This window comes from Butyrivibrio sp. M55, from assembly GCF_900116865.1.
Lineage (GTDB): Bacteria > Bacillota > Clostridia > Lachnospirales > Lachnospiraceae > Butyrivibrio.
This window is the reverse complement of sequence record NZ_FPCD01000009.1, coordinates 35,703-59,375: the sequence shown is the minus strand read 5'-3', so window position 1 is coordinate 59,375 and position 23,673 is coordinate 35,703. Positions and strand designations below refer to the sequence as shown.

The 23,673-nt window shown below is 43.0% G+C and carries 18 protein-coding genes; all 18 read right to left on the bottom strand.

Annotated features, from left to right (window positions below; all coding sequences use genetic code 11):
- Positions 1–47: 47 nt before the first annotated feature.
- Positions 48–620, bottom strand: coding sequence for a VanZ family protein (locus BM398_RS10905; protein ID WP_092337701.1), 573 nt, complete (start codon positions 618–620; stop codon positions 48–50).
- Positions 621–945: 325 nt separating this feature from the next.
- Positions 946–1,965, bottom strand: a complete 1,020-nt coding sequence (locus BM398_RS10900) for a GGGtGRT protein (RefSeq protein ID WP_026654450.1) — start codon at positions 1,963–1,965, stop codon at positions 946–948.
- 22 nt (positions 1,966–1,987) lie between these two features.
- The gene (locus BM398_RS10895) at positions 1,988–2,680 is read right to left on the bottom strand and encodes an iron-sulfur cluster assembly scaffold protein (protein WP_092337700.1); all 693 of its coding nucleotides are present in this window, start codon (positions 2,678–2,680) and stop codon (positions 1,988–1,990) included.
- Between the two features lie 186 nt (positions 2,681–2,866).
- The gene (locus BM398_RS10890; RefSeq protein ID WP_092337699.1) at positions 2,867–3,541 is read right to left on the bottom strand and encodes an LbetaH domain-containing protein; all 675 of its coding nucleotides are present in this window, start codon (positions 3,539–3,541) and stop codon (positions 2,867–2,869) included.
- A 32-nt stretch (positions 3,542–3,573) separates the two neighbouring features.
- The gene (locus BM398_RS10885) at positions 3,574–5,727 is read right to left on the bottom strand and encodes a DNA topoisomerase (RefSeq protein ID WP_092337698.1); all 2,154 of its coding nucleotides are present in this window, start codon (positions 5,725–5,727) and stop codon (positions 3,574–3,576) included.
- Positions 5,720–7,096, bottom strand: a complete 1,377-nt coding sequence (locus BM398_RS10880; RefSeq protein WP_092337697.1) for an ATP-binding protein — start codon at positions 7,094–7,096, stop codon at positions 5,720–5,722. The genes BM398_RS10885 and BM398_RS10880 overlap by 8 nt, the downstream gene beginning before the upstream one ends.
- A 6-nt stretch (positions 7,097–7,102) precedes the next feature.
- Positions 7,103–8,188: an aspartate-semialdehyde dehydrogenase gene (asd, locus tag BM398_RS10875; protein WP_092337696.1), complete on the bottom strand. Its 1,086-nt coding sequence runs from the start codon at positions 8,186–8,188 to the stop codon at positions 7,103–7,105.
- 30 nt (positions 8,189–8,218) lie between these two features.
- The gene (gene argH, locus BM398_RS10870) at positions 8,219–9,604 is read right to left on the bottom strand and encodes an argininosuccinate lyase (protein ID WP_092337695.1); all 1,386 of its coding nucleotides are present in this window, start codon (positions 9,602–9,604) and stop codon (positions 8,219–8,221) included.
- A 226-nt stretch (positions 9,605–9,830) separates the two neighbouring features.
- Positions 9,831–12,806, bottom strand: a complete 2,976-nt coding sequence (locus tag BM398_RS10865) for a glycoside hydrolase family 2 TIM barrel-domain containing protein (protein ID WP_092337694.1) — start codon at positions 12,804–12,806, stop codon at positions 9,831–9,833.
- 164 nt (positions 12,807–12,970) lie between these two features.
- A complete protein-coding gene (locus BM398_RS10860; protein WP_092337693.1) occupies positions 12,971–13,555 on the bottom strand; it encodes a DJ-1/PfpI family protein in 585 nt (194 codons plus the stop codon).
- Between the two features lie 73 nt (positions 13,556–13,628).
- Entirely contained in the window at positions 13,629–14,303 is a 675-nt protein-coding gene (locus BM398_RS10855; RefSeq protein WP_092337692.1) for a GNAT family N-acetyltransferase, read from the bottom strand.
- A gap of 192 nt (positions 14,304–14,495) precedes the next feature.
- The gene (locus BM398_RS10850) at positions 14,496–15,368 is read right to left on the bottom strand and encodes a metallophosphoesterase family protein (protein WP_175531914.1); all 873 of its coding nucleotides are present in this window, start codon (positions 15,366–15,368) and stop codon (positions 14,496–14,498) included.
- 136 nt (positions 15,369–15,504) lie between these two features.
- The gene (gene ptsP / locus BM398_RS10845; protein ID WP_092337690.1) at positions 15,505–17,208 is read right to left on the bottom strand and encodes a phosphoenolpyruvate--protein phosphotransferase; all 1,704 of its coding nucleotides are present in this window, start codon (positions 17,206–17,208) and stop codon (positions 15,505–15,507) included.
- Between the two features lie 16 nt (positions 17,209–17,224).
- A complete protein-coding gene (locus BM398_RS10840) occupies positions 17,225–17,488 on the bottom strand; it encodes an HPr family phosphocarrier protein (protein ID WP_092337689.1) in 264 nt (87 codons plus the stop codon).
- A gap of 14 nt (positions 17,489–17,502) precedes the next feature.
- Positions 17,503–19,416 carry a PTS fructose transporter subunit IIABC gene (locus BM398_RS10835; protein WP_092337688.1) on the bottom strand — a complete coding sequence of 638 codons (1,914 nt, stop codon included), beginning with the start codon at positions 19,414–19,416 and terminating at the stop codon, positions 17,503–17,505.
- A 28-nt stretch (positions 19,417–19,444) separates the two neighbouring features.
- On the bottom strand, positions 19,445–20,350 hold the full coding sequence (gene pfkB, locus BM398_RS10830) for a 1-phosphofructokinase (RefSeq protein WP_092337687.1): 906 nt from the start codon (positions 20,348–20,350) through the stop codon (positions 19,445–19,447).
- A gap of 16 nt (positions 20,351–20,366) precedes the next feature.
- Positions 20,367–21,119: a DeoR/GlpR family DNA-binding transcription regulator gene (locus tag BM398_RS10825; protein ID WP_092337686.1), complete on the bottom strand. Its 753-nt coding sequence runs from the start codon at positions 21,117–21,119 to the stop codon at positions 20,367–20,369.
- A 277-nt stretch (positions 21,120–21,396) separates the two neighbouring features.
- Positions 21,397–23,487, bottom strand: coding sequence for an elongation factor G (fusA, locus tag BM398_RS10820; RefSeq protein WP_026654430.1), 2,091 nt, complete (start codon positions 23,485–23,487; stop codon positions 21,397–21,399).
- Positions 23,488–23,673: the final 186 nt, after the last annotated feature.

The window sequence follows — 23,673 nt, the reverse complement described above, 5'->3', positions numbered from 1 at the left end:
AACGTTTTGCAGGCGTTTCTTATTTTGTAAAAACTACTCTCCTACGATCAGTTTTCAGCGATCATCTTAGAGTCTTTTCTGTCTTCTTTAATAAATTCATATACCGCTCTTGCTTCAAAATAAACCAAAGCCCCGATAAACACTCCTATTGTATTAAGCAACACATCGTCGATATCGGTGCGCCTTTGATATAAAGGCAGCTGGGATATCTCAATAAAAAGCGTACAACATAATCCAACCAAAGTAACTTTTATTATATTATTTAGATTCTTAAAGCAGAAAGGCAACACAATTCCCACAGGTACAAACATCGCAATGTTTCCCAGTATGTTTATCTTATAACCTGCATATTTCTGCTCCAGAAAAAGAAACATCTTGAAATTGCATTTAAACGGATATGCCTTATGAATGTCAAAAATAACAGGTGTTATGTGACCGTTTTCAAGCTGAAACGGAAAATATACATATCTTGCAATAACAACGATACAGGCATATACAGTCAAAAGTTTCAATTCATATTTTATATTTACACTTTTATTAACTCTGGCACATATTAATCTTGCAACGATCCAGCATATAGTAATAAAAGCAAACATCCCCATGTAAGTAATCTGAATCATATAAAACTTTCCTTTCAAGCCATAAAAAAGAGCCTATGACATGCGAAAATAATAACACTGAAGCGCCGCAAAGTCAAAAAAAGACTGGGTTTCGCAAAGAAAAAGTCGGTTCTGTGTGAAACAGAACCGACCTTGTTATTTTAGTCAGCTATCTGGCTTAATATGGAAGTTCGGCTCTCGTGCAAAGCACTCGCCCGAACGACCACGCTCACTAAATTCGACTACGTCTCATTAAGTGAAAGGGGTATGTTCGACTTTCGCACGATGTGCGAAATCGAACGACCACACTCACTAAGCTCGAAAAAACCTCGCTAAGTGATTGAGGTCAGAATTTACCAGCCTTAGCAGCCTCTTCGATTGAAACGGCTGTAGAAACAGTCATACCAACCATCGGGTTGTTACCTGCGCCGATAAGACCCATCATCTCAACGTGAGCGGGAACTGATGAAGATCCTGCGAACTGAGCATCTGAGTGCATACGTCCCATAGTATCTGTCATACCATAAGAAGCAGGGCCTGCTGCCATGTTATCAGGGTGAAGTGTACGTCCTGTACCGCCGCCTGAAGCAACTGAGAAGTACTTCTTGCCGGCCTCTGTACGCTCCTTCTTGTATGTTCCTGCAACAGGGTGCTGGAATCTTGTAGGATTTGTTGAGTTACCTGTGATAGATACGTCAACGTTCTCCTTCCACATGATAGCAACACCTTCCTGTACGTCGTTAGCGCCGTAGCAGTTAACCTTTGCACGAGGTGAGTTAGCATCCTTAGAGTAGCACTTTCTGAATACTTCCTTTACCTCGCCTGTGTAGTAATCGTACTGAGTCTCAACATATGTGAAACCGTTGATACGAGAAATAATCTGAGCTGCGTCTTTTCCAAGACCGTTAAGAATAACTCTGAGAGGTTTCTGACGAACCTTGTTAGCCTTCTCAGCGATACCGATAGCACCCTCAGCAGCAGCGAATGACTCGTGACCTGCAAGGAATGCGAAGCACTCTGTATCCTCTTCAAGAAGCATCTTTCCAAGGTTACCGTGTCCAAGACCTACCTTACGGCGGTCAGCAACTGATCCGGGAATACAGAAAGCCTGAAGACCGATACCGATTGCAGCAGCAGCCTCAGAAGCCTTGCGGCATCCTTTCTTGATTGCGATAGCGGCACCTACTGTGTAAGCCCACTTAGCGTTCTCAAAGCAGATAGGCTGAATGCCCTCGATAAGGTTGTAAACATCGATGCCTGCAGCCATTGTAATATCTTTACACTCTTCTATTGAAGAAATCCCATACTCCTTAAGGCAAGCCAGGATCTGGGGCTCTCTTCTTTCATATGATTCAAATAAAGCCATTTTAAATTCCTCCTTACCTTAATTACTCTTTTCTGGGATCAATGAATCTAGCAGCATCAGCAACACGTCCGTACTGACCCTTAGCCTTCTCCATTGCTGTGTTAGCGTCATCACCGGCCTTGATGAAGTCCATCATCTTGCCGAAGTTAACATACTTGTATCCGATAATCTCGTCGTTCTCATCAAGAGCAACCTCTGTGATGTAACCATCAGTAAGCTCAAGATAACGAGGTCCTTTGTCAAGTGTTCCGTAAGTTGTACCAACCATTGAACGTGTACCCTTACCAAGATCCTCAAGACCTGCACCAATCTGAAGTCCGTCCTCTGAGAATGCAGACTGAGTTCTTCCGTATACGATCTGAAGGAAGAGCTCTCTCATAGCAGTATTGATAGCATCACAAACAAGGTCTGTGTTAAGAGCTTCGAGAACTGTAAGTCCGGGAAGAATCTCAGATGCCATAGCTGCTGAATGTGTCATTCCTGAGCATCCGATTGTCTCTACGAGTGCCTCCTGAATGATACCTTCCTTAACATTAAGTGAAAGCTTGCAGCAACCCTGCTGAGGTGCACACCAACCAATACCGTGTGTATAGCCGGAAATGTCCTTAACCTCTTTGGACTGAACCCACTTAGCCTCTTCAGGAATAGGCGCAGCGCCATGATGTACCCCTTGTGTTACGGGACACATATTCTTTACCTCTGTTGAGTAAATCATGTGAAAATCTCCTTTCATATTGTAAAGTAATGAACCATTACTTACTAACTACCTGTAATTTAGACTGACCATAAAAAATGTGCTAGCCGGGCACGGTCAGAGACGGCGAACAACAATCCGCCAAAACTTATTTTGGCATAAATTCATGTATATTTCAATGCCAATGTTATATTTTTAACGGAATATTTATTCTTCGATCTTCTTAACGATATGGTCCTTATCTTTAAAGATATGATGCGCAGGAATGCATCCTCTTACCGATGAAAGCGGATAAATATTACACCATCTGCCGATAACCGTTCCGGGATTAAGAACAGAATTACATCCGACTTCAACGTTGTCTCCGAGCATTGCTCCCATCTTCTTAAGGCCTGTCTCAACCTTATCGTCTGCACCGTTCTTTACAACAATAAGCTTCTTGTCGCTCTTTACGTTTGATGTGATCGAACCTGCTCCCATGTGAGACTTAAAGCCAAGAATAGAGTCTCCGACATAGTTGTAATGAGGAACCTGAACTTTATTAAAAAGAATAACATTCTTAAGCTCAGTAGAATTTCCTACAACCGCGCCTTTTCCGACAATTGCGCTTCCTCTTATGAATGCGCACTGTCTTACTTCCGCATCCTCATCGATAATGCAGGGTCCGCCGATGTAAGCAGAGTCAAACACCTTTGCGCTCTTTGCAATCCATACATTCTCACCGCGCTTCTCAAACTTATCTGCAGGAAGCTTATTTCCAAGCTCTATGATATAGTCCTTGATCCCTGCAAGAAGTTCCCACGGATACTCCTTAGTCTTCATATAATCTGCCGCAATTGTCTCATTAAGATCATACATATTAGAAATCTTAAATTCTTCCATTTTACGCCTCCGTTACCATGTTTTTATATAATTTATTCATTACCGGTTGATGCTTCGTTTGAGCCTTCTACCGTAGTCTCTTTTGCTGTAGCCTCTTTTGCCGCCTTCTTTTTCGTAGTCTTCTTGGCTGAACTTTTCTTTGTCTCAGCCTTTTTATAATTGGTCGAAACATAGTCAAACCTTGAAAGCAGCAGCCTTCTGTAATCATTTTGCTTTACAAGATTTGTCCTCTTGCTGACAAAATCATCAAGCTTATCCATATATTCTTTTTCGGAAATACTGCCTTCCGCAACGCCCGTAAGTCCCTTCTCCCAGCTTGCGGTAAGTGCGGGATTGAGCATCGGTTTCATGGAACATGCAACCGTCTCATATATCATCTCCCCGAGCTGCGTCGGTGTTATTATCTGCGTCTTCTTATTAAGATTAAGATACTTTATATTGACAAGCTTTGTAAGAATTCCGGCTCTCGTAGCACTCGTTCCGATTCCCGAGCCCTTTATCTGTGCTCGTAGCTCCTCATCCTCGATAAACTGTCCCGCATTCTCCATTGTAAGGATCATCGTACCGGAATTATAACGTTTGGGCGGAGTCGTCTCCCCCTCTTTAAGCTCAAAAGATTCAGCACTCAGAACATCGTTCTTCTTAAGCTTCTGAAGGTGTTCAAAGAGCTCCTCATCTGTTACTGTCTCATCCTCACCTTCGTTTTCTTTTTCATCGTCGGCTTTTTTACCCTTATCTTTATCCTTAAAGAACGAGTAATCCATCACGTGAAGATAACCCTTCTGGGTAAGTATCTTAAAGTTTGCAAAAAAGTGCTCTTTCTTGCCCTCTTCTTCCTTATTGTCCATCGCAAGTTCAAGCGCAACCTTCTGATAATTCGCAGGCGGGTAAAAGACAGCCAGGAACCTCCTTACTATTATCTCATAAACCTTGGCGGATGTAGGACTCAGCCCCTGAAGCGCCGAAAGTCCCTGTCCCGTAGGAATAATCGCATAATGGTCGGTGATTGCCTTGTCGTTTACGTACCTAGTCTTCTCAATCCCTTTATACGCCTCGTGCTGCAATATCGCCTTTGCAAATATCGCACATGGAGCATATGCAGAAAGTCCGTTGATATTCTTATCGATCACCTTTGCAATAGCCGATGACATAACTCTGGCATCCGTTCTGGGATAAGTCGTAAGCTTCTTCTCATAAAGCTCCTGTGCAACCGCAAGCGTTTCATCCGGACTTATCTTAAAAAACCTTGAGCAGTCATTCTGAAGCTCCGCAAGATTATACAAAAGAGGCGGATTCTTGGCTTCTTTTTTCTTCTCACATTTAAGTACGGACGCACTGACCGGAGTCTCTCCAAGCGATGCGATCAGCTTATTCGCGCCCTCCTCGGTCTTAAAACCTTTCTCACTGTACAGGTCAAAAGAGCCGTTATACTTGGAGTCATCAGTTACTCTCCACTCCGCGTCGCATTTTTTACCCGCAATATCAACCTTTGAAATAACGCGGTAAAAAGGAGTCTTAACAAATTCTCTTATCTCCCTCTCCCTTTCAACGACAATACCCAAAACGCAGGTCATTACACGTCCCACGGATACAACGCACTTATCTATATTGAGATAGTTCTTGATAGAATACGCATATTTCAAGGTAAGAGCTCTCGAGAAATTGATACCCATAAGGTAATCCTCTTTTGCCCTAAGGAACGCGGATGCTCCGAGATTATCGTACTCGCTGTCATCCTTCGCTTCCCTGATTCCGCGCAAAATCTCGTCTTCCGTCTGGGAATCAATCCATACTCTCTTTCGCTTCTTATCTTTTACATTTGCCTGCATATCAACAAGACGATATATATATTCACCCTCTCGCCCCGAGTCGGTACAGATATATATCGTGTCTACATCTTCTCTGTTCAGCAGTTCTTTTACAATCTTGAATTGTTTTGAGACATTTCCGATAACCTCATATTTAAAAGTTTCCGGAATAAATGGAAGTGTGTCCAAAGACCACCTTTTGTATTTTTCGTCATAGACCTCAGGATAGCTCATGGTTACCAAGTGTCCGACACACCATGTAACAATGGCGGTATCTGACTCAAGATAACCATCTCTCCTGGTAAAATTTATTTTCATTGCCGAGGCAAAAGCCTGGGCAACACTCGGTTTTTCCGCTATATAAACCTGTTTAGCCATTCGTAAGTTCGTCTATCCCAATCAACCGTATCTTACTATCGGGCTTCATGGCCGCATCCTGCAACCACGCATCGAATCCCACAGTCGAAAAGAGATAGTAATAATCTCCCTCAAGTCTTGCTTTTTTTGCGCAGGACTCTATGCTTAATAGGTCATCATGTGTAGCCTGTCTCTGCCAACAGCACATTCCGATTGCCGTATCTCCCACATCGCTCTGGACAATAATATCGAGGTTACCCTCTTTACCGAGCCATTCTCCTTCGTCTTCGATCTCAAAAGGAAAAAGACCTCTCTCTTCGCTGTGCAAGATATACTCGCGGCAAACGGACTTAAAATGTTCCGTAGCATAATTTTGAATTCCTGCAGATATAAATATATCATAAAATCTTTCGGCAGGCATCCGCATAAGATTACTTTCATTCGGGAAGATAAATCTGAAGTAAAAATCCAGGAAGGGATCGGCAATCTTGTACACTCCCTTCACTACATTTTCTCTTCCGACATTTCCGAATGAATATGCCTTATAAGCAAAATCATGATTTATCAAAGTCTTGAGGTAAACAGAAATCTTTGCTCTTGAGAATCCCGTCTCATGATAAATATCATTGAGCTTGTTGATACCGCGTGCCATCACGGAAAGAATCGTGTGATAGACCGCAGTCTCCCTGAGGTTTTCCGACGTAAGTCTCAAAGCTTCGCCGTAGAGAAAAGAATTCTTGTTTAAAATATTCTTACAAACGTTCTCTTTAAATGAAAGTGAATCGTCAAAATATCTCCAAAGCCCTGTCTGTCCGCCAAGTACCGAATAAGTCAGCACAGCGTCCTTGTAAGACATATTGGGATAAAAAGACCTGAGTGCAGAAAAAGGAAGCGGTTTGATTTTTCTGAATCCCGCTATATTTGCCGCAAGATTCCCAAGGCTTGCCACCATACTGTTTTCAACCCAGTTGACATCCGAACTTACAAGAAGAACAAGAACCTGTTTGAACTTGCCGTTCTTTTCAAGATAACCTGTCAGCTGATCCATGAACGTCGCATCTGCCTTTAATATGTTCTCAAAATTTCTGATCACAAAAATAACAGGAGCTCTTCCCGCGGAATCTGCACAGGCACTAAACAGATCGTAATAACTTTCTATTTTTCCCGCAGATATCCCATCGTTTTTTAATTCATCGGTCCACAGTCTGAGCTGTTCTCCTGACGACGCAGAGCGCGCCGAATAAAAAAAACTCTTCCTGTTTTCCATGAATTTCAAAAGAAAGGAGTCCTGTTCAATATTCCTGTGTCCGTAGACAACAAGAATATTGGACAAACCACTCTCATAGTATCTGTTTAAAAAATTTAAATCATCCTGCCTCTGTTCTTCCATAACCTATCACTTTTTGTTAATATATCCACTTGCCTTCAAGAGCTCTGCACACTCAACCGCTCCGCCTGCAGCGCCGCGAAGTGTATTGTGTGAAAGACCTACAAACTTCCAATCATAAACAGAATCCTCACGGATACGTCCGATGCTTACACCCATACCGTTCTCATAGTTAACGTCAAGTGTGATCTGAGGTCTGTTATCTTCCTGCATATACTGAATAAACTGCTTGGGAGCGCTGGGAAGATTAAGCTGCTGAGGAAGTCCTGAGAATTTCTCAAGCTTCTCGATAAGCTGTTCCTTTGTAGGATTCTTCTTGAACTTAACAAAAGCAGCTGCTGTATGTCCGTAAAGTACAGGAATTCTGATGCACTGGCATGTGATCTTAACGTCATCGGCAGGAACGATAACACCATTCTCAACCTTACCCCAGATTCTGAGGGGCTCTTTCTCTGACTTCTCTTCCTCACCTGAAATGAAAGGAATAACATTTCCAACCATCTCCGGCCACTCATCAAAGTTCTTTCCTGCTCCTGAAATAGCCTGGTATGTTGTAGCAACTACCTCATAAGGCTCGAACTCCTTCCAAGCTGTAAGAGCGGGTGTATAGCTCTGGATTGAGCAGTTGGGCTTAACTGCGATGAATCCCTTTGTTGTTCCGAGTCTCTTTTTCTGGAACTCGATAACATCCATATGCTCAGGGTTGATCTCAGGGATGATCATAGGAACATCGGGAGTCCATCTGTGTGCGCTGTTGTTAGAAACTACAGGAGTCTCTGTCTTAGCATACTCTTCCTCGATAGCCTTGATCTCGTCCTTTGACATGTTTACTGCTGAAAGAACAAAGTCAACGTCCTCTGAAACTCCCTTTACATCAGTAACGTCCTTGATAACGATATTCTTGATAGAATCAGGAATAGGTCCGTCCATCTTCCATCTGTTTCCTACAGCCTCTTCGTATGTCTGTCCTGCACTTCTGGGGCTTGCAGCAATTGTTGTAACTTCAAACCAGGGATGATCCTTGATAATATCAATAAATCTCTGTCCTACCATTCCTGTTCCGCCAAGTACTGCAACCTTCAATTTCTCGCTCATAATGTCCTCCTAAGATTCTCCTAAAATATATTAAAGCTTAAATTCTTTTAAAAAAGCTTCATTAACATCAATTACTTTTTTCATTACTACAGGGCTCGGTGCTCCGACCGTAAGCCTCTTGTTTACACAAGTTTCAAGACTGATCGCATCATAGATATCCTCGTCAAAAAGCTCCGAAAAGCTCTTAAGTTCATCTAACTTAAGATCGTCTATCGCACACTTCTTGTCTATGCAATGAAGAACAAGTCTTCCGATAACGGAATGTGCATCTCTGAAAGGCATCCCCTTAACAACAAGGTAATCTGCCGCATCAGTGGCATTTGTAAAGCCCATCATCGCACTCTTTTCCATGTTCTCTTTGTTGAACTTAAGTGTCCTTAACATGTCGGTAAAAAGAGTCAGGCAATTTGAAGCCGTATCGATGGCATCAAACGCAGCCTCTTTGTCCTCCTGCATATCCTTGTTGTATGCAAGCGGAATTCCCTTCATGGTTGTAAGAAGCGACATAAGGTCTCCGTAAACTCTTCCGGTCTTACCTCTTACAAGCTCCGCAATATCGGGGTTCTTCTTCTGCGGCATGATGCTGCTTCCTGTCGAATAAGCGTCATCAATATCCACAAATCTGTATTCATTTGAATTCCAGATGATGATCTCTTCGCTGAATCTCGAAAGATGCATCATTACAGTTGAAAGAGCTGCAAGGAATTCAATAAGATAATCTCTGTCCGATACGGAATCCATGCTGTTTAATGTCGGTCCGTAGAAATCAAGGAGCTGCGCCGTATAATCTCTGTCAAGCGGATATGTCGTTCCCGCAAGCGCTCCGGCTCCGAGCGGACAATAGTTCATCCTCTCTCTTATATCCTTCATCCTGAGAAGGTCTCTTTTAAACATTTCAAAATATGCACCTACGTGGTGTGCAAGTGTAACGGGTTGTGCTTTCTGAAGATGCGTAAAACCGGGCATATAAGTCTCGGTGTTCGCTTTCATAATATCAAGAAGCGTAACGAGCATATTGTTCAAAAGATCTGCCATGTGCTCAACTTCGCCTCTCGCATAAAGTCTCATATCAAGAGCGACCTGATCGTTTCTGCTTCGTCCCGTGTGGACCTTTTTTCCTGCGTCTCCGACCCTGTCTATAAGATTAGCCTCGAGGAAACTGTGAATGTCCTCATATTTGCTGGTAATTTCAAGTTTCCCGGACTTAACGTCCTCTAATATAGAATCAAGTCCCTCAGTTATGAGCTTCTTCTCTTCTTCGGAAATGATGTTCTGTTTGGCAAGCATAGTTGCATGTGCCTTGCTGCCTCTTACATCCTGTTCCAAAAACCTCTTGTCAAAACTGATGGATGCATTAAAATTCCAAGCCAGTTCATTGATACTGCCGGTGAATCTGCCTCCCCAAAGCTGTGCCATATTTATTTATCCTTCCCACTTTTTCATAGTAAAGTACAAAAAATTATAATCACAACTTAACATAAGAGACTTTCAAAAACAATGTATAATATTGCTCAAATCTTAATTGGTTTAAGTTGTTTTATTGTATAAAAAAACAAATGTCCGCGATACACGGACATTTTGTAGTCATATAAGCCATTATTGTACGCAGGATTTACGTAATAAGCATTACTTCAATCTGCAATCATTTTCTGAAAATAAACGACTTAAAGTCGAAATAGCTTCCAGGCAGGAAGATGAACGACACATCCCATTTTCCGGTTCTTTTTCCTATAGAAAAAGTCTTTGTCGTATAATCGGAACTCTTTGGAAACTCAAGTATTTCCCTCTCTTCATTTCCGCTCTCTTCATCATAGAAACGAAGATGTATTGTATTGGCACCCTTTATGGCTCTTCCGGTTATATCAATGCAGGTTGCTCCTTCGTCTCCGAAATCAAGAACGCCAAATCCCACAGTGACATTGTTTCCAATGCCCTGCACAATATCATTTAGTCTCAAGAAGCTGTCGCCGTAGATTGAGTCTGCATCAGGAGCAATTATTTCCGTGTAGGTTCTAAGCTCTTTCTCAGTGCCGTCTGCAACAAAGTCTCCGATTCCCTTGGCCGAGAAATCAAGCTCTGAGATTACTTTCGCCGAATCTGCGCCGTTATATGCTTCGCACCTAAGTTTAAAACAGCCATCCGAAACCGCAGTGATCTCAGCTCTGTTGCCGTCTACACTTACCGTTGCAAGCTTTGTTTCTTTTCCTTTTCTGTTGAGCACCCTGAATTTAAGATCCAGCGCAGTTGCACTTGCAGGGAAGATTTCTGCCGTAACAACAGTTGTCTTCACATCAGGACTTAATTTCTGTCCCCTTTCGGAAAAGAGCTTGATCGACCTGATATCTGTCTTTTGCGACAGCTCTGCATCAACCTTAACCGGAGTCCCTTCCTTGTCAGCCTTTACAATTGCAAGAAGTTTTCCGCCAAAAAGTCTTCTGGTATCGGCTTGGTATCTGTCATAATCGGTACTGTCACCGTTATCAAGCCCGATCAGCTTTCCGCCCTTTACAGAAACGTGCACATAATCATTTGCATTTTCTACAGGATTGCCGTCAGCATCATAAGCACTTATCTCCGCAAAAACAAGATCGCCGAATGTATTCTCCGCATCTGCCTTTATTTTAAGCAAAGCCACATCCCCAAAGGATTTCCTTTCATCCCTTGCAATCACATTTCCGGTCTCATCATATGCCACTGCTTCAAGTGTTCCTTTTTCATATATCACGCTGTAATCAGCCATGATATGATTTCCGCTTCCGGGTTTATTACTAAGTTCCTGCGCGCCGAGGCTCTTTCCGTTTAGGAACAGCTCCACCTTGCAGCAATTGCTTGCCACTCTTACATCTATGCGCTGCCCTTCATTAAAATCCCAGTACGGAAATACATGTACAAACGGATCTTTCTCGCAGCTCACCCACGCTGATTTCCATACATAATAAGCATCCTTTCGAAATCCTGCAGTATCAATAAGTCCAAAGTATGAATTCTTGGTCTGATAAGGCGTAGGCTCGCCAATATAGTCATAGCCCGTCCAGACAAACTGGCCAAGCGAATACTTAAGATCTCTGTCATTGCAGATTGCATACTCAAAGCTCTCGGCGCCCCAACCGGTCGTGCTGTTTCCAAGAGACGAGCACTGAAGATCCGTATCCATCAATATCTTTTCACCAAGCGGGAAATGATATACGTTTCTGCTCTGAACCAGTGAATAAGTCTCACTTCCGTATATGATCCAGTCGGGATGCTTCTCGTGATGTTTCTCATACAGTCTCTCTGCATAGTTGTAGCCTACAACTTCCAGTTCATCTGCACATTTCTGGGCGTTTTCCCACGGCATATAATTTGAACCCGATGTAACAAGGGCATTCTTTAAAGGATCAAATTTTCTGACGAGCCCTCTGAGCTCTTTTGTTATCTCCACACCGCGCTCTGACGCATGAGTGTCATAGATTTCATTTCCGATACTCCACATGAGAACACTCACATGATTTCTGTCGCGCTTTACCCAGCTCTCCGCATCTTTCTCATGCCATTCTTCCCAGAACTGCGCATAGTCATACTCGGTCTTTGCTTTCTCCCACATATCAAACGCTTCCGAAATGACAAGGAATCCCATCTCATCCGCAAGGTCAAGAAGTTCCGGAGCATATACATTGTGCGTAAGTCTTATTGCATTCACTCCAAGATCTTTGAACTGATAAAGACGTCTTCTCATTGCATTCTTGTTAAAAGCAACTCCAAATGCACCGAGATCGTGGTGTATGCAAACACCATTAAGCTTGGTATACTCTCCGTTTACAAAAAGGCCTTCTGCAGGATCAAACTTAAGATCCTTAAAACCGATATTAATCTCTTTTTTCTGAATGCACTTTCCTTCTATCGCTAATGCAACCTCAAGTTTATAGAGGTTTGGATTCTCAGGGCTCCATAATTTTGGATTGTTTATGGAAAAAGAAATCTCGCTGAAACCGGTCAAACTTCTCTTTTCATGCACTGCATCCGATTTTTCTTCGCTATCAATATTTTGAATTCCGGCCGATACAACTTCTTTGCCTTCACCATCTGTAAGTTTGTACGAGATTTCTGCCTCGTCAGCATCTACACCAATAACCTCAGTCTGTATTGTGAGTTTGAAAGCATCTTTCTCTTTCTCAGAGTGCACATAAACACCGTTCTCAGGTATATATGTGTCGTCCAGTTCATCTATCCAAACATTTCTGTATATGCCGGCGCCCGAGTACCATCTGGAGCTGGGGTACCTGCATCTAACGCCTACATAAATATCATTCTCGCCTTTTTTCACATAATCAGAGACATCAAGCACAAACTGCGTGTATCCGTTCTTCCACTCTCCGGCTTCCTGTCCGTTTATATATACAATGCTGTCCACATAGATACCGTCAAATATAAAAAATGTCTTTTTATCCGGATCCGCAACTTCAAACTTGTTGCAGTACCACCCGGTATTGGTGCTATACAGATTATGAGGATCCTCAATCATCCAATCATGTGGAAGCAAGACACCCGAAAACTCATCCGCACTCTTTACGGCAGTCTCGTATCCCGTGCCATATTCAGACTTCCAAAACTTCCAACCTTCGTTAAAGAGTCTCTTCATACACTTGTCTCCTTTTTATCTAAAAAACGTGATTCGCTAATCATTTAATCATACACTAAATATAAACTTTTTTCGACATTAAGTGTAATGAAACGCTATTTCATTTGATAGAAAATCCCTATCAAATAAAAAGCTCTCCGCTATGGATGCGACTATTTGTTCCCTTAGATATATCCCATACCTGATCTTATAACGTTTGTTTTATCTTCTCCGATAAGTCTTTCAATCAGTTCAAAAGCAACCTGTGGAGCCGTCTGCGGACAGTAAGATGTTATTATATTGTCATCGATCACGACAGGTTCGTTTATCACATTAACGCCAAATCCCGCGAGCTCTTTCTGCCTGTATGCATCGCACAGATGGTATGTTGTACCTTTTCTTCCGGCAAGCGCGCCGCTCTTTCCTATAGGAAGTGCACCTACGCAAATGCTCGCGATGGTTTTCTTGCTATCGTTAAACCTACGTATAAGTTCAAGAAATCTCTCATCATAAGCTTCTTCGAAGAATCCGTAATTATGATCTCCTCCCGGAATTGCGAGCGCATCATAATCATCGACATTTATTTCATCTATGAGTTTATCAGTATTAATCTTTGTTCCCCAGAATGCACTTGATACCTCGCACTCAAATCCGCAAGTTTCAAGCTCAACATCATAGCCATATTCGCTCTTCGCCCAGCCCGCCACGTCATAAAACGGCGCAAACTCAAGCATTTCAAATCCCTTACAACAAAACAGTAATATTTTCATCTCTCGCTCCTATTAATCTAGAATTTGTTCCAGCTTAAAAACCACAGGCCTTGTGCCTGCTTCTTCTCCCTCTTTACCACATCCAGAATATAGTTCCCTCAGACTTGGTTAAGCCAAGCTTTTTCTGAAGTTCCAATGATGCTGTATTATCAACAACCACCTGGCCGAAAGGTACATAACCTTTAGCGATTGTTCGGCGAATCATTTCTTTTTCAAGTGAAATCCCATAGCCCTTTCGCCTATGCTTTTCAAGCACTTGCAAGAGCCCAATGCTTCCTTCCATATGTTCTCCGATAAAGCCAACAGCTTCGCCGTTCTCATATCCCATGATGATATTTTCTCGTTCGATAAGCTCTTTTAGCTCGTCTTCACTTACAAGTTTATATTCTTGTGATATCAGAGGAAAATTTTCCATTGTTGCAATCCTATACTCAAGCACATCATCTGCTGTCGGCAGCTCTTTTAACAGATACGCCATCTGATAACACTCCATAACACCTTCATACCCAAATTTCTCGGCAGCCTTACGACCAAGTTCCGCGTTAGATATCATTATAAGCGGCTTCTCTTCTCCGTTATTCCGCTCTAAGATTTCAATTCCTTTTGCCACATCATCACAAGCCAGCATAAGCGCCTTGCTCTCCGTATCCTTAAGCAATATCACATCTTCTGCTCTTTCGATTATCTGGGCCGTTCCGCGCCTAATCACGCGATCTATATTCAAATTTTCAATTGTAGTTAAATCCATAGCTAAAATTCCTCATCTATATATTCTTAGTTCTTAATTTTAATATAAAGCATCAACACACACCGATTGACTATTATTTGCCTCAATGCTAATATGATAAAAAAGTGCTACCGATAGACGGTTAGTCACCATTTTAAGCTGTTATATAGCCGCTCAGTCATGGCCGTGACAATGGGCGGTTATTTTTGTGTCTTAGCTCAAACTTCCACATATCTCATCAAACGCTTCAGCCATGCACTCCTCAGGAACTTGCGGCCAATCGCATTTTCCATACTTCCTGTTGCAAAGATCCATTGCTCTTCCAAGTAAACCTGCATGCGTATATTTACCGCACTTGCCCGTAACAAGAAGTTCCGTGAACTTTGTCCAATAAGGCGCCGTCTCATACAATCCCGCTTTTTTCATTTCTGAAATTATAAGATCAATATCTGCCTCAAGCGAAACAAACTCAGGCTCCCATTTACCTCCGACACCGTGCAAGAGCATAAACCGATGACTATACGGCACATCAATAGAAGCTCCCACCGATCCGGGATTCCAAATATGCGTTGTGCCACATTCCTTTTCCATCTTAATGTGAGTGTGACCACAGACAATGTAATCCGCATCTGTCTCATAGGCAACTTCATTCAAGCTCTGCTCATTGATCGCAAATTTCTCGTTTACTTTCCTTGGCGAGCCATGGCAAATCACAATATCAGGCAAGCCTTCATTCTTAATTGTCATTGTAATGGGAAGGCTGTTAAAAAACTCAACATCCTTTTTGGTAAGATGAGCATTTGCATAACGAAGCAATCCTATAGTACTTGGATAAGCATCCCACTCAGGATGCGCCTTTCCAAGATCTTCCAATTGATAGTTCTCTTTATTTCCTCTCAGAAAAAAACAATTTTTATTTTTCTTAAGATCATAAAGAGTTTCCATCACCTTCTCTATGCCCGGAAACTCTCCCGTATAATCTCCAAGAAAACAATATGTATCTATATCCTTATTTTTCAAATAATCTAAGCACTTCTCAAGTGCAACATGATTTCCGTGGATGTCTGATAATACTGCAATAGTCATGTTATCTCCTCCGTTAATAATCAAACATATTTCCACTATACCACAAAAAGAGCAACCATCCATTTCGAATGATTGCTCTAATCAACGCATCACATCAACGAAGCTACAATATTATGCAGCATCACAAGTTTCAATATTATCTTGCTGCTGCCTTAAGCGCTGCCACAACTTCTGCCTCCGTAGAAAGCGCAAGCACTTCTTTCGCCAAAGCATCCGCATCGGCCTTTGACCACTTCGAGATGATGCCGCGTGCGGTCAGTACGAGGACTGAGTTTACACTGTATTCATCGAGTCCGAAAGAAATAAGGAGCGGTATCATAAGCGGATCTGCTGCCGCCTCGCCGCACATTCCCACAGGAATTCCTGCTGCCTTTCCGGCTTCGATTATATTCTTTATCGAGCGAAGAACCGCAGGCTGGAATGCCGAATAAAGATATGCAACCTTGGCATTTCCGCGATCGACACTCATAGTGTACTGTGTAAGATCGTTGGTTCCTATTGAAAAGAAATCCGCCTCTTTTGCAAGCATATCGGCTATAAGCGAAGCTGCTGCCGTCTCTACCATGCATCCGACTTCTATCTTTTCATCAAAATAGGTTCCCTCGGCCTTAAGCTCTTTCTTGCATTCTTCAACAAGCTCTTTTACCGCACGTATCTCATCGACACAGGTAACAAGCGGTACCATGATTTTGGCCTTACCAAACGCACTTGCGCGAAGGATTCCGCGAAGCTGTGTCTTGTAAATTTCAGGATTTGCAAGACAATATCTTACTGCCCTGTAACCAAGGAAAGGATTCTCCTCCTTCTCAAGCCCAAGATACGGTATTTCCTTATCTCCGCCGATATCAAGAGTACGTATGATGACAGTCTTGCCATTCATGATCTCAACAGCTTCTTTGTAAGCCTCGAACTGCTCATCCTCGGAAGGCAGATGCGACTTATCCATGAACAGAAACTCCGAGCGGAAAAGACCTATACCCTCGCCGTCACACTCTATCGCTTTCTTGGCATCTTTGGGCGTACCTATATTGCAGAAAAGCTCGACTTTCTTTCCGTCCGCCGTAAGAGTTTCTTTCCCCCTGAAACTCTCAAGCTCAGCCTGTGCGCGTATATATTCTTCCCTCTTGATAACATATTTGGAAACTATCTCCCCGTCGGGATTGATATATACAACACCCTCTGTGCCATCAACGACGGCCGTGTCTTTATCTTTTACCTGTTCCGTTATACCGGGAACCGAAATAACTGCAGGAATCTCAAGCGCCCTTGCAAGAATAGCGGAATGTGAAGTCTTTCCGCCAACTTCAGTGATGATTCCGACAACATTCTCTTTTACTATCTGTGAAGTCATGGAAGGTGTAAGGTCATGCGCTACAAGCACAGTTCCCTGAGGAACCTTACTTATATCAACATCTTCTATTCCAAGAAGTCCCTTTAACAGCCCTGTCTTCACATCCGAGATATCAGACGCACGCTGACGCATCATATCATCTTCCATCTTGGAGAACATGCCGATGAACATGTCGCAGACCGCAGTAACCGCAGCCTCCGCACACTGCCCCGCATCGATCATCTTGTTCATCTCACCTGACAACGCAGGATCGGTCATCATAGCAATATGACCTTCCATGATCTCCGCTTCCTTGGGGCCTATGTTCTTTCTGATATTTTCAGCCATGGCGGCCGTCTTGACTTTTAAAGCCTCAACAGCCGCGCCCAGCCTGTTTTTCTCTGCTTCTGTATCTTCTATATGTTTAGCTTCAAATGACAGATCATGATCCGTAATAAGGCAGATACTGCCAATGCCAATTCCTCTGGATGCTTCTATGCCTTTATACATAGATTCCAACCTCCAATCAATCTCCAAGTCCGCTCTCAATGAGTTCTACAGCTTTTGCAAGAGCCTCTTCTTCATCAGGACCGTCGCAAGTGATCTCAACTTCAGCGCCGCACTTAATGCAAGCCGCCATAAGCATCATTACACTCTTTCCGTCATACTTTGAACCGTTTGCGCAAAGATTAACCTCTGCCGTGTAGTGCATCATAGCCTGACTGAAAACTGTCGCAGGACGCATATGCATTCCCTGTTCATTTACGATCTTTACTGTTTTTGAAACCATTATTTTTTCTCCTTTTAATCTTCAACTGTCTTCTTAAGTACTCCGAGCAAAATGCAGCTTACAATTGAGCCTGCTGCAAGTGCAACAAGATAAAGAGCCCAGTTGCCTACTACAGGGAATACGAAGATTCCGCCGTGAGGCGCCATAAGTGTGCACTTAAATGCCATTGAAAGAGCACCCGCAACACCCGATCCAACCATAAGTGAAGGAATTACACGGAAGGGATCAGCTGCCGCATAAGGGATAGCACCCTCTGTGATGAAACAGAATCCCATGATAAAGTTTACGGGACCTGCTTTTCTCTCTGCTACTGTAAACTTCTTAGGGAAGATAAGTGTAGCAAGAGCAATCGCGATAGGAGGAACCATACCGCCTACCATAACTGCTGCCATGATCATCCAGCCTGTCTCATTCTGCTGAGCAAGAGCTGCTGTACCAAATACGTATGCTGCCTTGTTGAGAGGGCCACCCATATCTGTTGCCATCATTGCTCCGAGAAGGATACCGAGTGCGATTATAGAACCGCTGCTCATACCTGTAAGCACGCCTGAAATCCAGTTATTAAGCGCACCGACTATAGGATTGATAGCGCACATAACAAGACCTACCATTGTAATTCCCGCAAGAGGATAGATAAGAACAGGCTTTATTCCCTCAAGAGACTGCGGAAGCTTGTTACATATCTTTTCAAGCCAGAGAACCAGATAACCCGATACGAAACCTGCAACAAGTGCTCCAAGGAATGCAGAAGGGATATCTCCTCCGGGATTTGCAAACGTTGCGCCCGTTGATGCAAGGTATCCACCTACAAAACCAACGGCAAGACCCGGTCTGTCCGCAATTGACATAGCGATAAATCCCGCAAGTATCGGAAGCATGAATCCAAATGCCGCTCCGCCTATTGTCTTAAACCATGCAGCTACGGGTGTGTTTGTACCGAAACTGCTTGGATCTATTGAATAATCATCAAGCAAAAATGCGATGGCGATAAGAATACCGCCGCCAATAACGAACGGAAGCATATGTGAAACACCGTTCATAAGGTGCTTGTAGAGCTTACGTCCCACTGACTCATTTGCGTCATCAGACTTTTTAACAACTGCTCCCGTATGGTGATATACAGAAGCTGTCTCAGCCTTTTCAAAAAGCTTTTCGGGAGTGTGAATGGCGTCCTTTGTTGATGCCAAAACAACCTTCTTGCCGTCAAACTGGCTCATATCTATATTTTTATCACATGCAACGATTACGGCATCTGCCTCTTCTATCTCTTTTGAAGTAAGAGGATCCTTTGCTCCGCCTGAACCGTCTTTTTCAACTCTAAATGTAATTCCGAGTTCTTTTGCCTTAAGCTCAAGAGCCTCGGCAGCCATAAATGTATGTGCAATACCTGTAGGACAAGCTGTAACGGCAACAATCTTTTTACCTGCTTTAGAAGATGCTTCAGACTTAGCTGCTCCGCTCTGCGCATCTTTCTCTGTTTCCTTTGAATCAATGAGCTTAAGGAACTCATCAACAGACTTAGCTTCTACAAGTTTCTTGCAGAACGCTCCGTCCATAAGCATTCCCATGAGCTTTGAAAGTACCTCAAGGTGTGTATCTGCGCCGTTCTCAGGTGCGGCTATCATGAACAAAAGATTGCTCGGCTTTCCGTCAAGCGCCTTATAATCAACACCATCGGGACAAGTAATTGCCACAAGTCCTGCTTTTTTAACCGATGCTGATTTACCGTGCGGAACCGCAATTCCGTTTCCGATTGCTGTAGAACCCTTAGCCTCGCGATCAAGGATTGCTTTCTTAAATCCCGATACATCTATAAGATTTTCGGCCGATTCATGAAGTGCGATAAGCTGGTCGATTGCTTCATTCTGATCAGACACTTTTGTCTGAAGTTTGATCCCCCTGGGATCGATAAACTCTGTAATTCTCATAATACCTCCTAAAAAACAAATTACATGTTTAAAGTTCCTTTAAAACCTTCTCAATATCTGCAGCCTTTGCAAGGCCATCCGAGAATGCCGTTGCCGAACCTGCAGCCGTTCCCATTTTCAGGGCAGTTTCGTAATTCTTTGTTTTTAAATAACCTGCTACAAAACCTGCCACCATAGAATCTCCCGCACCAACTGAATTTCTGACTGTTCCCTTAGGAACTCCGATGCGATATTTCAAGCCATTTTCATCAACCAGCATCGCTCCGTCACCCGCCATCGAGATAAGAACATTTCTTGCTCCCATCTCCTGAAGACGGACCGCGCCTTCATATATCTCATCATCCGTTTTGAGTGTCTTCCCTATGATCTCACCAAGTTCAAAATTATTGGGCTTAATAAGGAACGGATGATACTTAAGAACATTTGTGAGCAGATCTTTTGTCGCATCAACAACGAACTCTATTCCTTTTCCGTCAAGCATTGAAAGAATTCTTTCATATACGTCATCCGGAAGTGAGCTCGGGATAGATCCCGCCAGTATCAAAAGATCTCCTTCTTTGAGCTTAGAGAGCTTGTCAAAAAGCTCTTTTTGCGACTCTTCATCGATCTTTGGTCCCTGAGCGTTTATCTCTGTTTCAGCTACTGCCTTAATCTTGACATTGACCCGGGAGATTCCTTCCTTAAGCTGAATGAAATCGGTATCAATGCCTGCTGCCTTAACGCCATCATCAATGGCGCGTCCTATAAAGCCTGCCACAAATCCTAAAGCCGTACTCTTAAATCCAAGTTCCGACAATACCATGGATACATTTATGCCCTTCCCGCCATAGTAGTACTCTTCACTTGTAGAGCGGTTAGTCATGCCGGGAAGCAGATCTCCGTCCATTCTTACTACATAATCAAGCGCCGGGTTAAAAGTAACCGTATAAATCATCAATAATCCTCCATCTTTACTTGCAACAGATAAGTACCTCTGTGTGGTTCACATATTCTTTTGCCGTAAGTCTGTCTGTAATAATGCTGCATTCCTTTATGTCTGCAAAAGTCACGGAATTGACCTTATTAAACTTGGTATGATCCGCAAGTACATAAGACCTGTACGCATGCTCAATTGCTGCCGTCTTTATCATCGCTTCGTCAACATCAGGTGTTGTAAAGCCTGCGTGAACCGAGATTCCGTTTGTACCCATAAAAGCTTTCGTAAAGTGATATTTGCGAATAAACTCAACGCAATCGGGTCCGACTGCCGCTTCCGTTGAAGCTTTGAGCCTTCCTCCGATCATTATGGTCTCAAATCCTTTATCCATAAGACGTCTTGCATGAACAACACCGTTTGTGATGTACTTTGCATTGTGATTGGTCAGATAATCGATCATTGCAAGTGTTGTCGTACCCGCATCTATATAAACAAAATCATCATCTTCTATCAGCTCTGCAGCAAACTTACTTATGCTGTCTTTTTCCTGCACGTTCTTGCGAGCCTTCATCTTTACCGCATCTTCTTTGGTATCTACATCCCTTGAAGATAATGCGGTCGCTCCTCCGAATACCTTGATCAGTTTACGTGAACGGTCAAGTGCGCTTATATCTCGGCGAATTGTCGCTGCAGATGTATCCAGAAGCTCTATCAGCTCATTAACGGAAACCGCTTTCTTCTCATTTACAATCTCAACAATACGTGCTCTTCTCTCTTCAGTCAGCATTCATAATCTCCTTGAGCAAAAATGTTAATTTGTGATTTCTTGATTAAAATATAGCACTCAAAAAATCAATTTGCAATCATATTCAATCGTAAATAATCACAGATAATCATTTTCGTTCAATCTATACATTTTTGAACTTAACTTTTTGTTAATTTTTGATTGAGTTCTTTCATCCTCTTTTTTAACACACAAAAAAGAAAAGAACAGTCATCCCGCAATCCACGAGATAACTGCCCTTTTCAAATTCTATGTCATTATTTTTATTTAACTGTCAACTTTATTCTTCAGCATTGGCTGCCGCAACCTTATCGGCTCTAGCCTCAACCTCTTTTGCCTGAACATCCGAAGGAGCCTGCTCATATCTGTTAAACGAATACTCGTACTCTCCGCTTCCGCCCGTCATAGAACGAAGCTGTGTACAATATCCGTAGAGCTCCATCTGCGGAACCTCGGCCTCGATAACCTGCTTACCCGTAAGCGAAGGATTCATTCCGAGCACTCTTCCTCTTCTCTTGTTAAGATCTCCCATTACGTCACCCGTATAGTTCTCGGGAACAGTAACTTTAAGAGATACTATAGGTTCAAGAAGAACAGGTGTCGCATCCATGAAGCCTTTTTTGAAGGCATTGGAAGCTGCTACCTTAAACGCCATCTCGGACGAATCAACCGGGTGATACGATCCGTCATATAGAGTTGCCTTAACACCGACAACGGGATATGCGGCAAGAGGGCCTCTCTGAACCGACTCAGCAATTCCTTTTTCAACAGCGGGGAAGAAGTTCTTAGGAACAGCTCCGCCGACAACTTCCTGATCGAATGTATAAGGAACCGTCGGATCTCCCAAAGGAGCAAAGCGCATCTTAACATGTCCGTACTGTCCGTGTCCGCCGGTCTGCTTCTTATATTTATATTCCACATCGGAATTCTTTCTTATCGTCTCTCTAAATGCAACCTTGGGCTTAGTGAGGTCTATTGCAACCTTATATACATCTTTTAACTTATTCTGGATAACCTCAAGGTGCATATCGCCCATTCCATAAAGAAGCGTCTGACGATTCTCGGCGTCATTGACAACCTTAACGGTCTGATCTTCCGCAGCAATCTTGGCAAGAGACTGCGCAATCTTATCAATATCGCTCTTATTCTGGGCATGATATCTCATAACTGTGTACGGCTGTGAAATATCCATCTTTGCATACTGTATGGGTGTCCCCTTGGTAGAAAGAGTATCTCCCGTCGCAACATCGATCTTCTGAAGTGCGCCAAGGTCGCCCGCATGAAGTTCCGATACTTCTGTTGTCTTGTTTCCCTGAAGCACATAGAGCTTACCTATCTTAAGTTCCATATCCTTATCCGCAACGAACATCACATCGTCGGGTTTAAGGACGCCCGATCTTACCTTTATAAGCGAGTACTTACCTATGAAAGGATCGATCATTGTTTTAAATACAAAAGCTGTCTTTGGCTTGGAAAAGTCAAAGTCCGCTTCAAAGATCTCATTTGTATTGGTGTTGATGCCTGCCATCTTGCGGTTCTCAGGGCTTGGCATGTACTTAACGATATCGTCAAGAAGTGTGTAGATACCCTGACAAAGCGTACTTGAACCCATCTCAATGGGAACAATACTTCCGTCGCACACATTAGTCCTTACCGCTGCTCTTATCTCAGACTCGGAGAAAGTTTCACCGTTAAAGTATCTTTCCATAAATTCTTCCGAAGTCTCAGCTACGGTCTCAATTAGAGTATCTCTGCATATCTTAAGGTTTTGCTGATTGTAATCGGGAACTTCGCACTCAACGACTTCTTTTCCCGACCACTTGAAACCTTTCTCCTGAATAACGTTAACGTATCCTACGAACTTCTCGTTCTCACGGATAGGCAGGTTAAAAGGAGCCATCTTCTTGCCGTACTTATCGGTCATATCCTGCACAACCTGTCTGTAGGAAACATCATCTATATCCATATCGGAAACAAATACCATGCGAGGGATCTTGTACTTTTCGCAAAGTTCCCATGCTTTTTCTGTTCCGACTTCGATTCCGGCTTTTCCCGAAACGACGATAATTGCAGCATCCGCTACACTGATTGCTTCCTCAACCTCCCCGACAAAATCAAAAAATCCGGGAGTATCCAAAAGGTTGATCTTGTGTCCGTCCCACTCGAGCGGAATTGCCGATGTGCTTATAGAAATATGCCTCTTCTGCTCCTCCTTATCAAAGTCACTCAGAGTATTTCCATCCTCCACAGTCCCCATCCTTGATGTAATACCGGCAAGATAAGCCATTGCTTCAGCTAAGGTTGTCTTTCCGGCTCCACCATGTCCGAGCAGTACCACGTTACGAATCTTATCAGTTGTGTAAACGTTCATATCTTATCCTCCAGTCGCTCAAATTTGGGTATTATGTATGAGATATGATACAGATCCCCAAAGACTTATAAGTATATTTTACTAAAATTATGTACCCGAAACAAGTATTCTGAGCGATTATGCACAAAAGTCATCTCATCTTTTTCCACCGCTTATAGTAAGCCTTCATAATTGCTTTTCGCACAT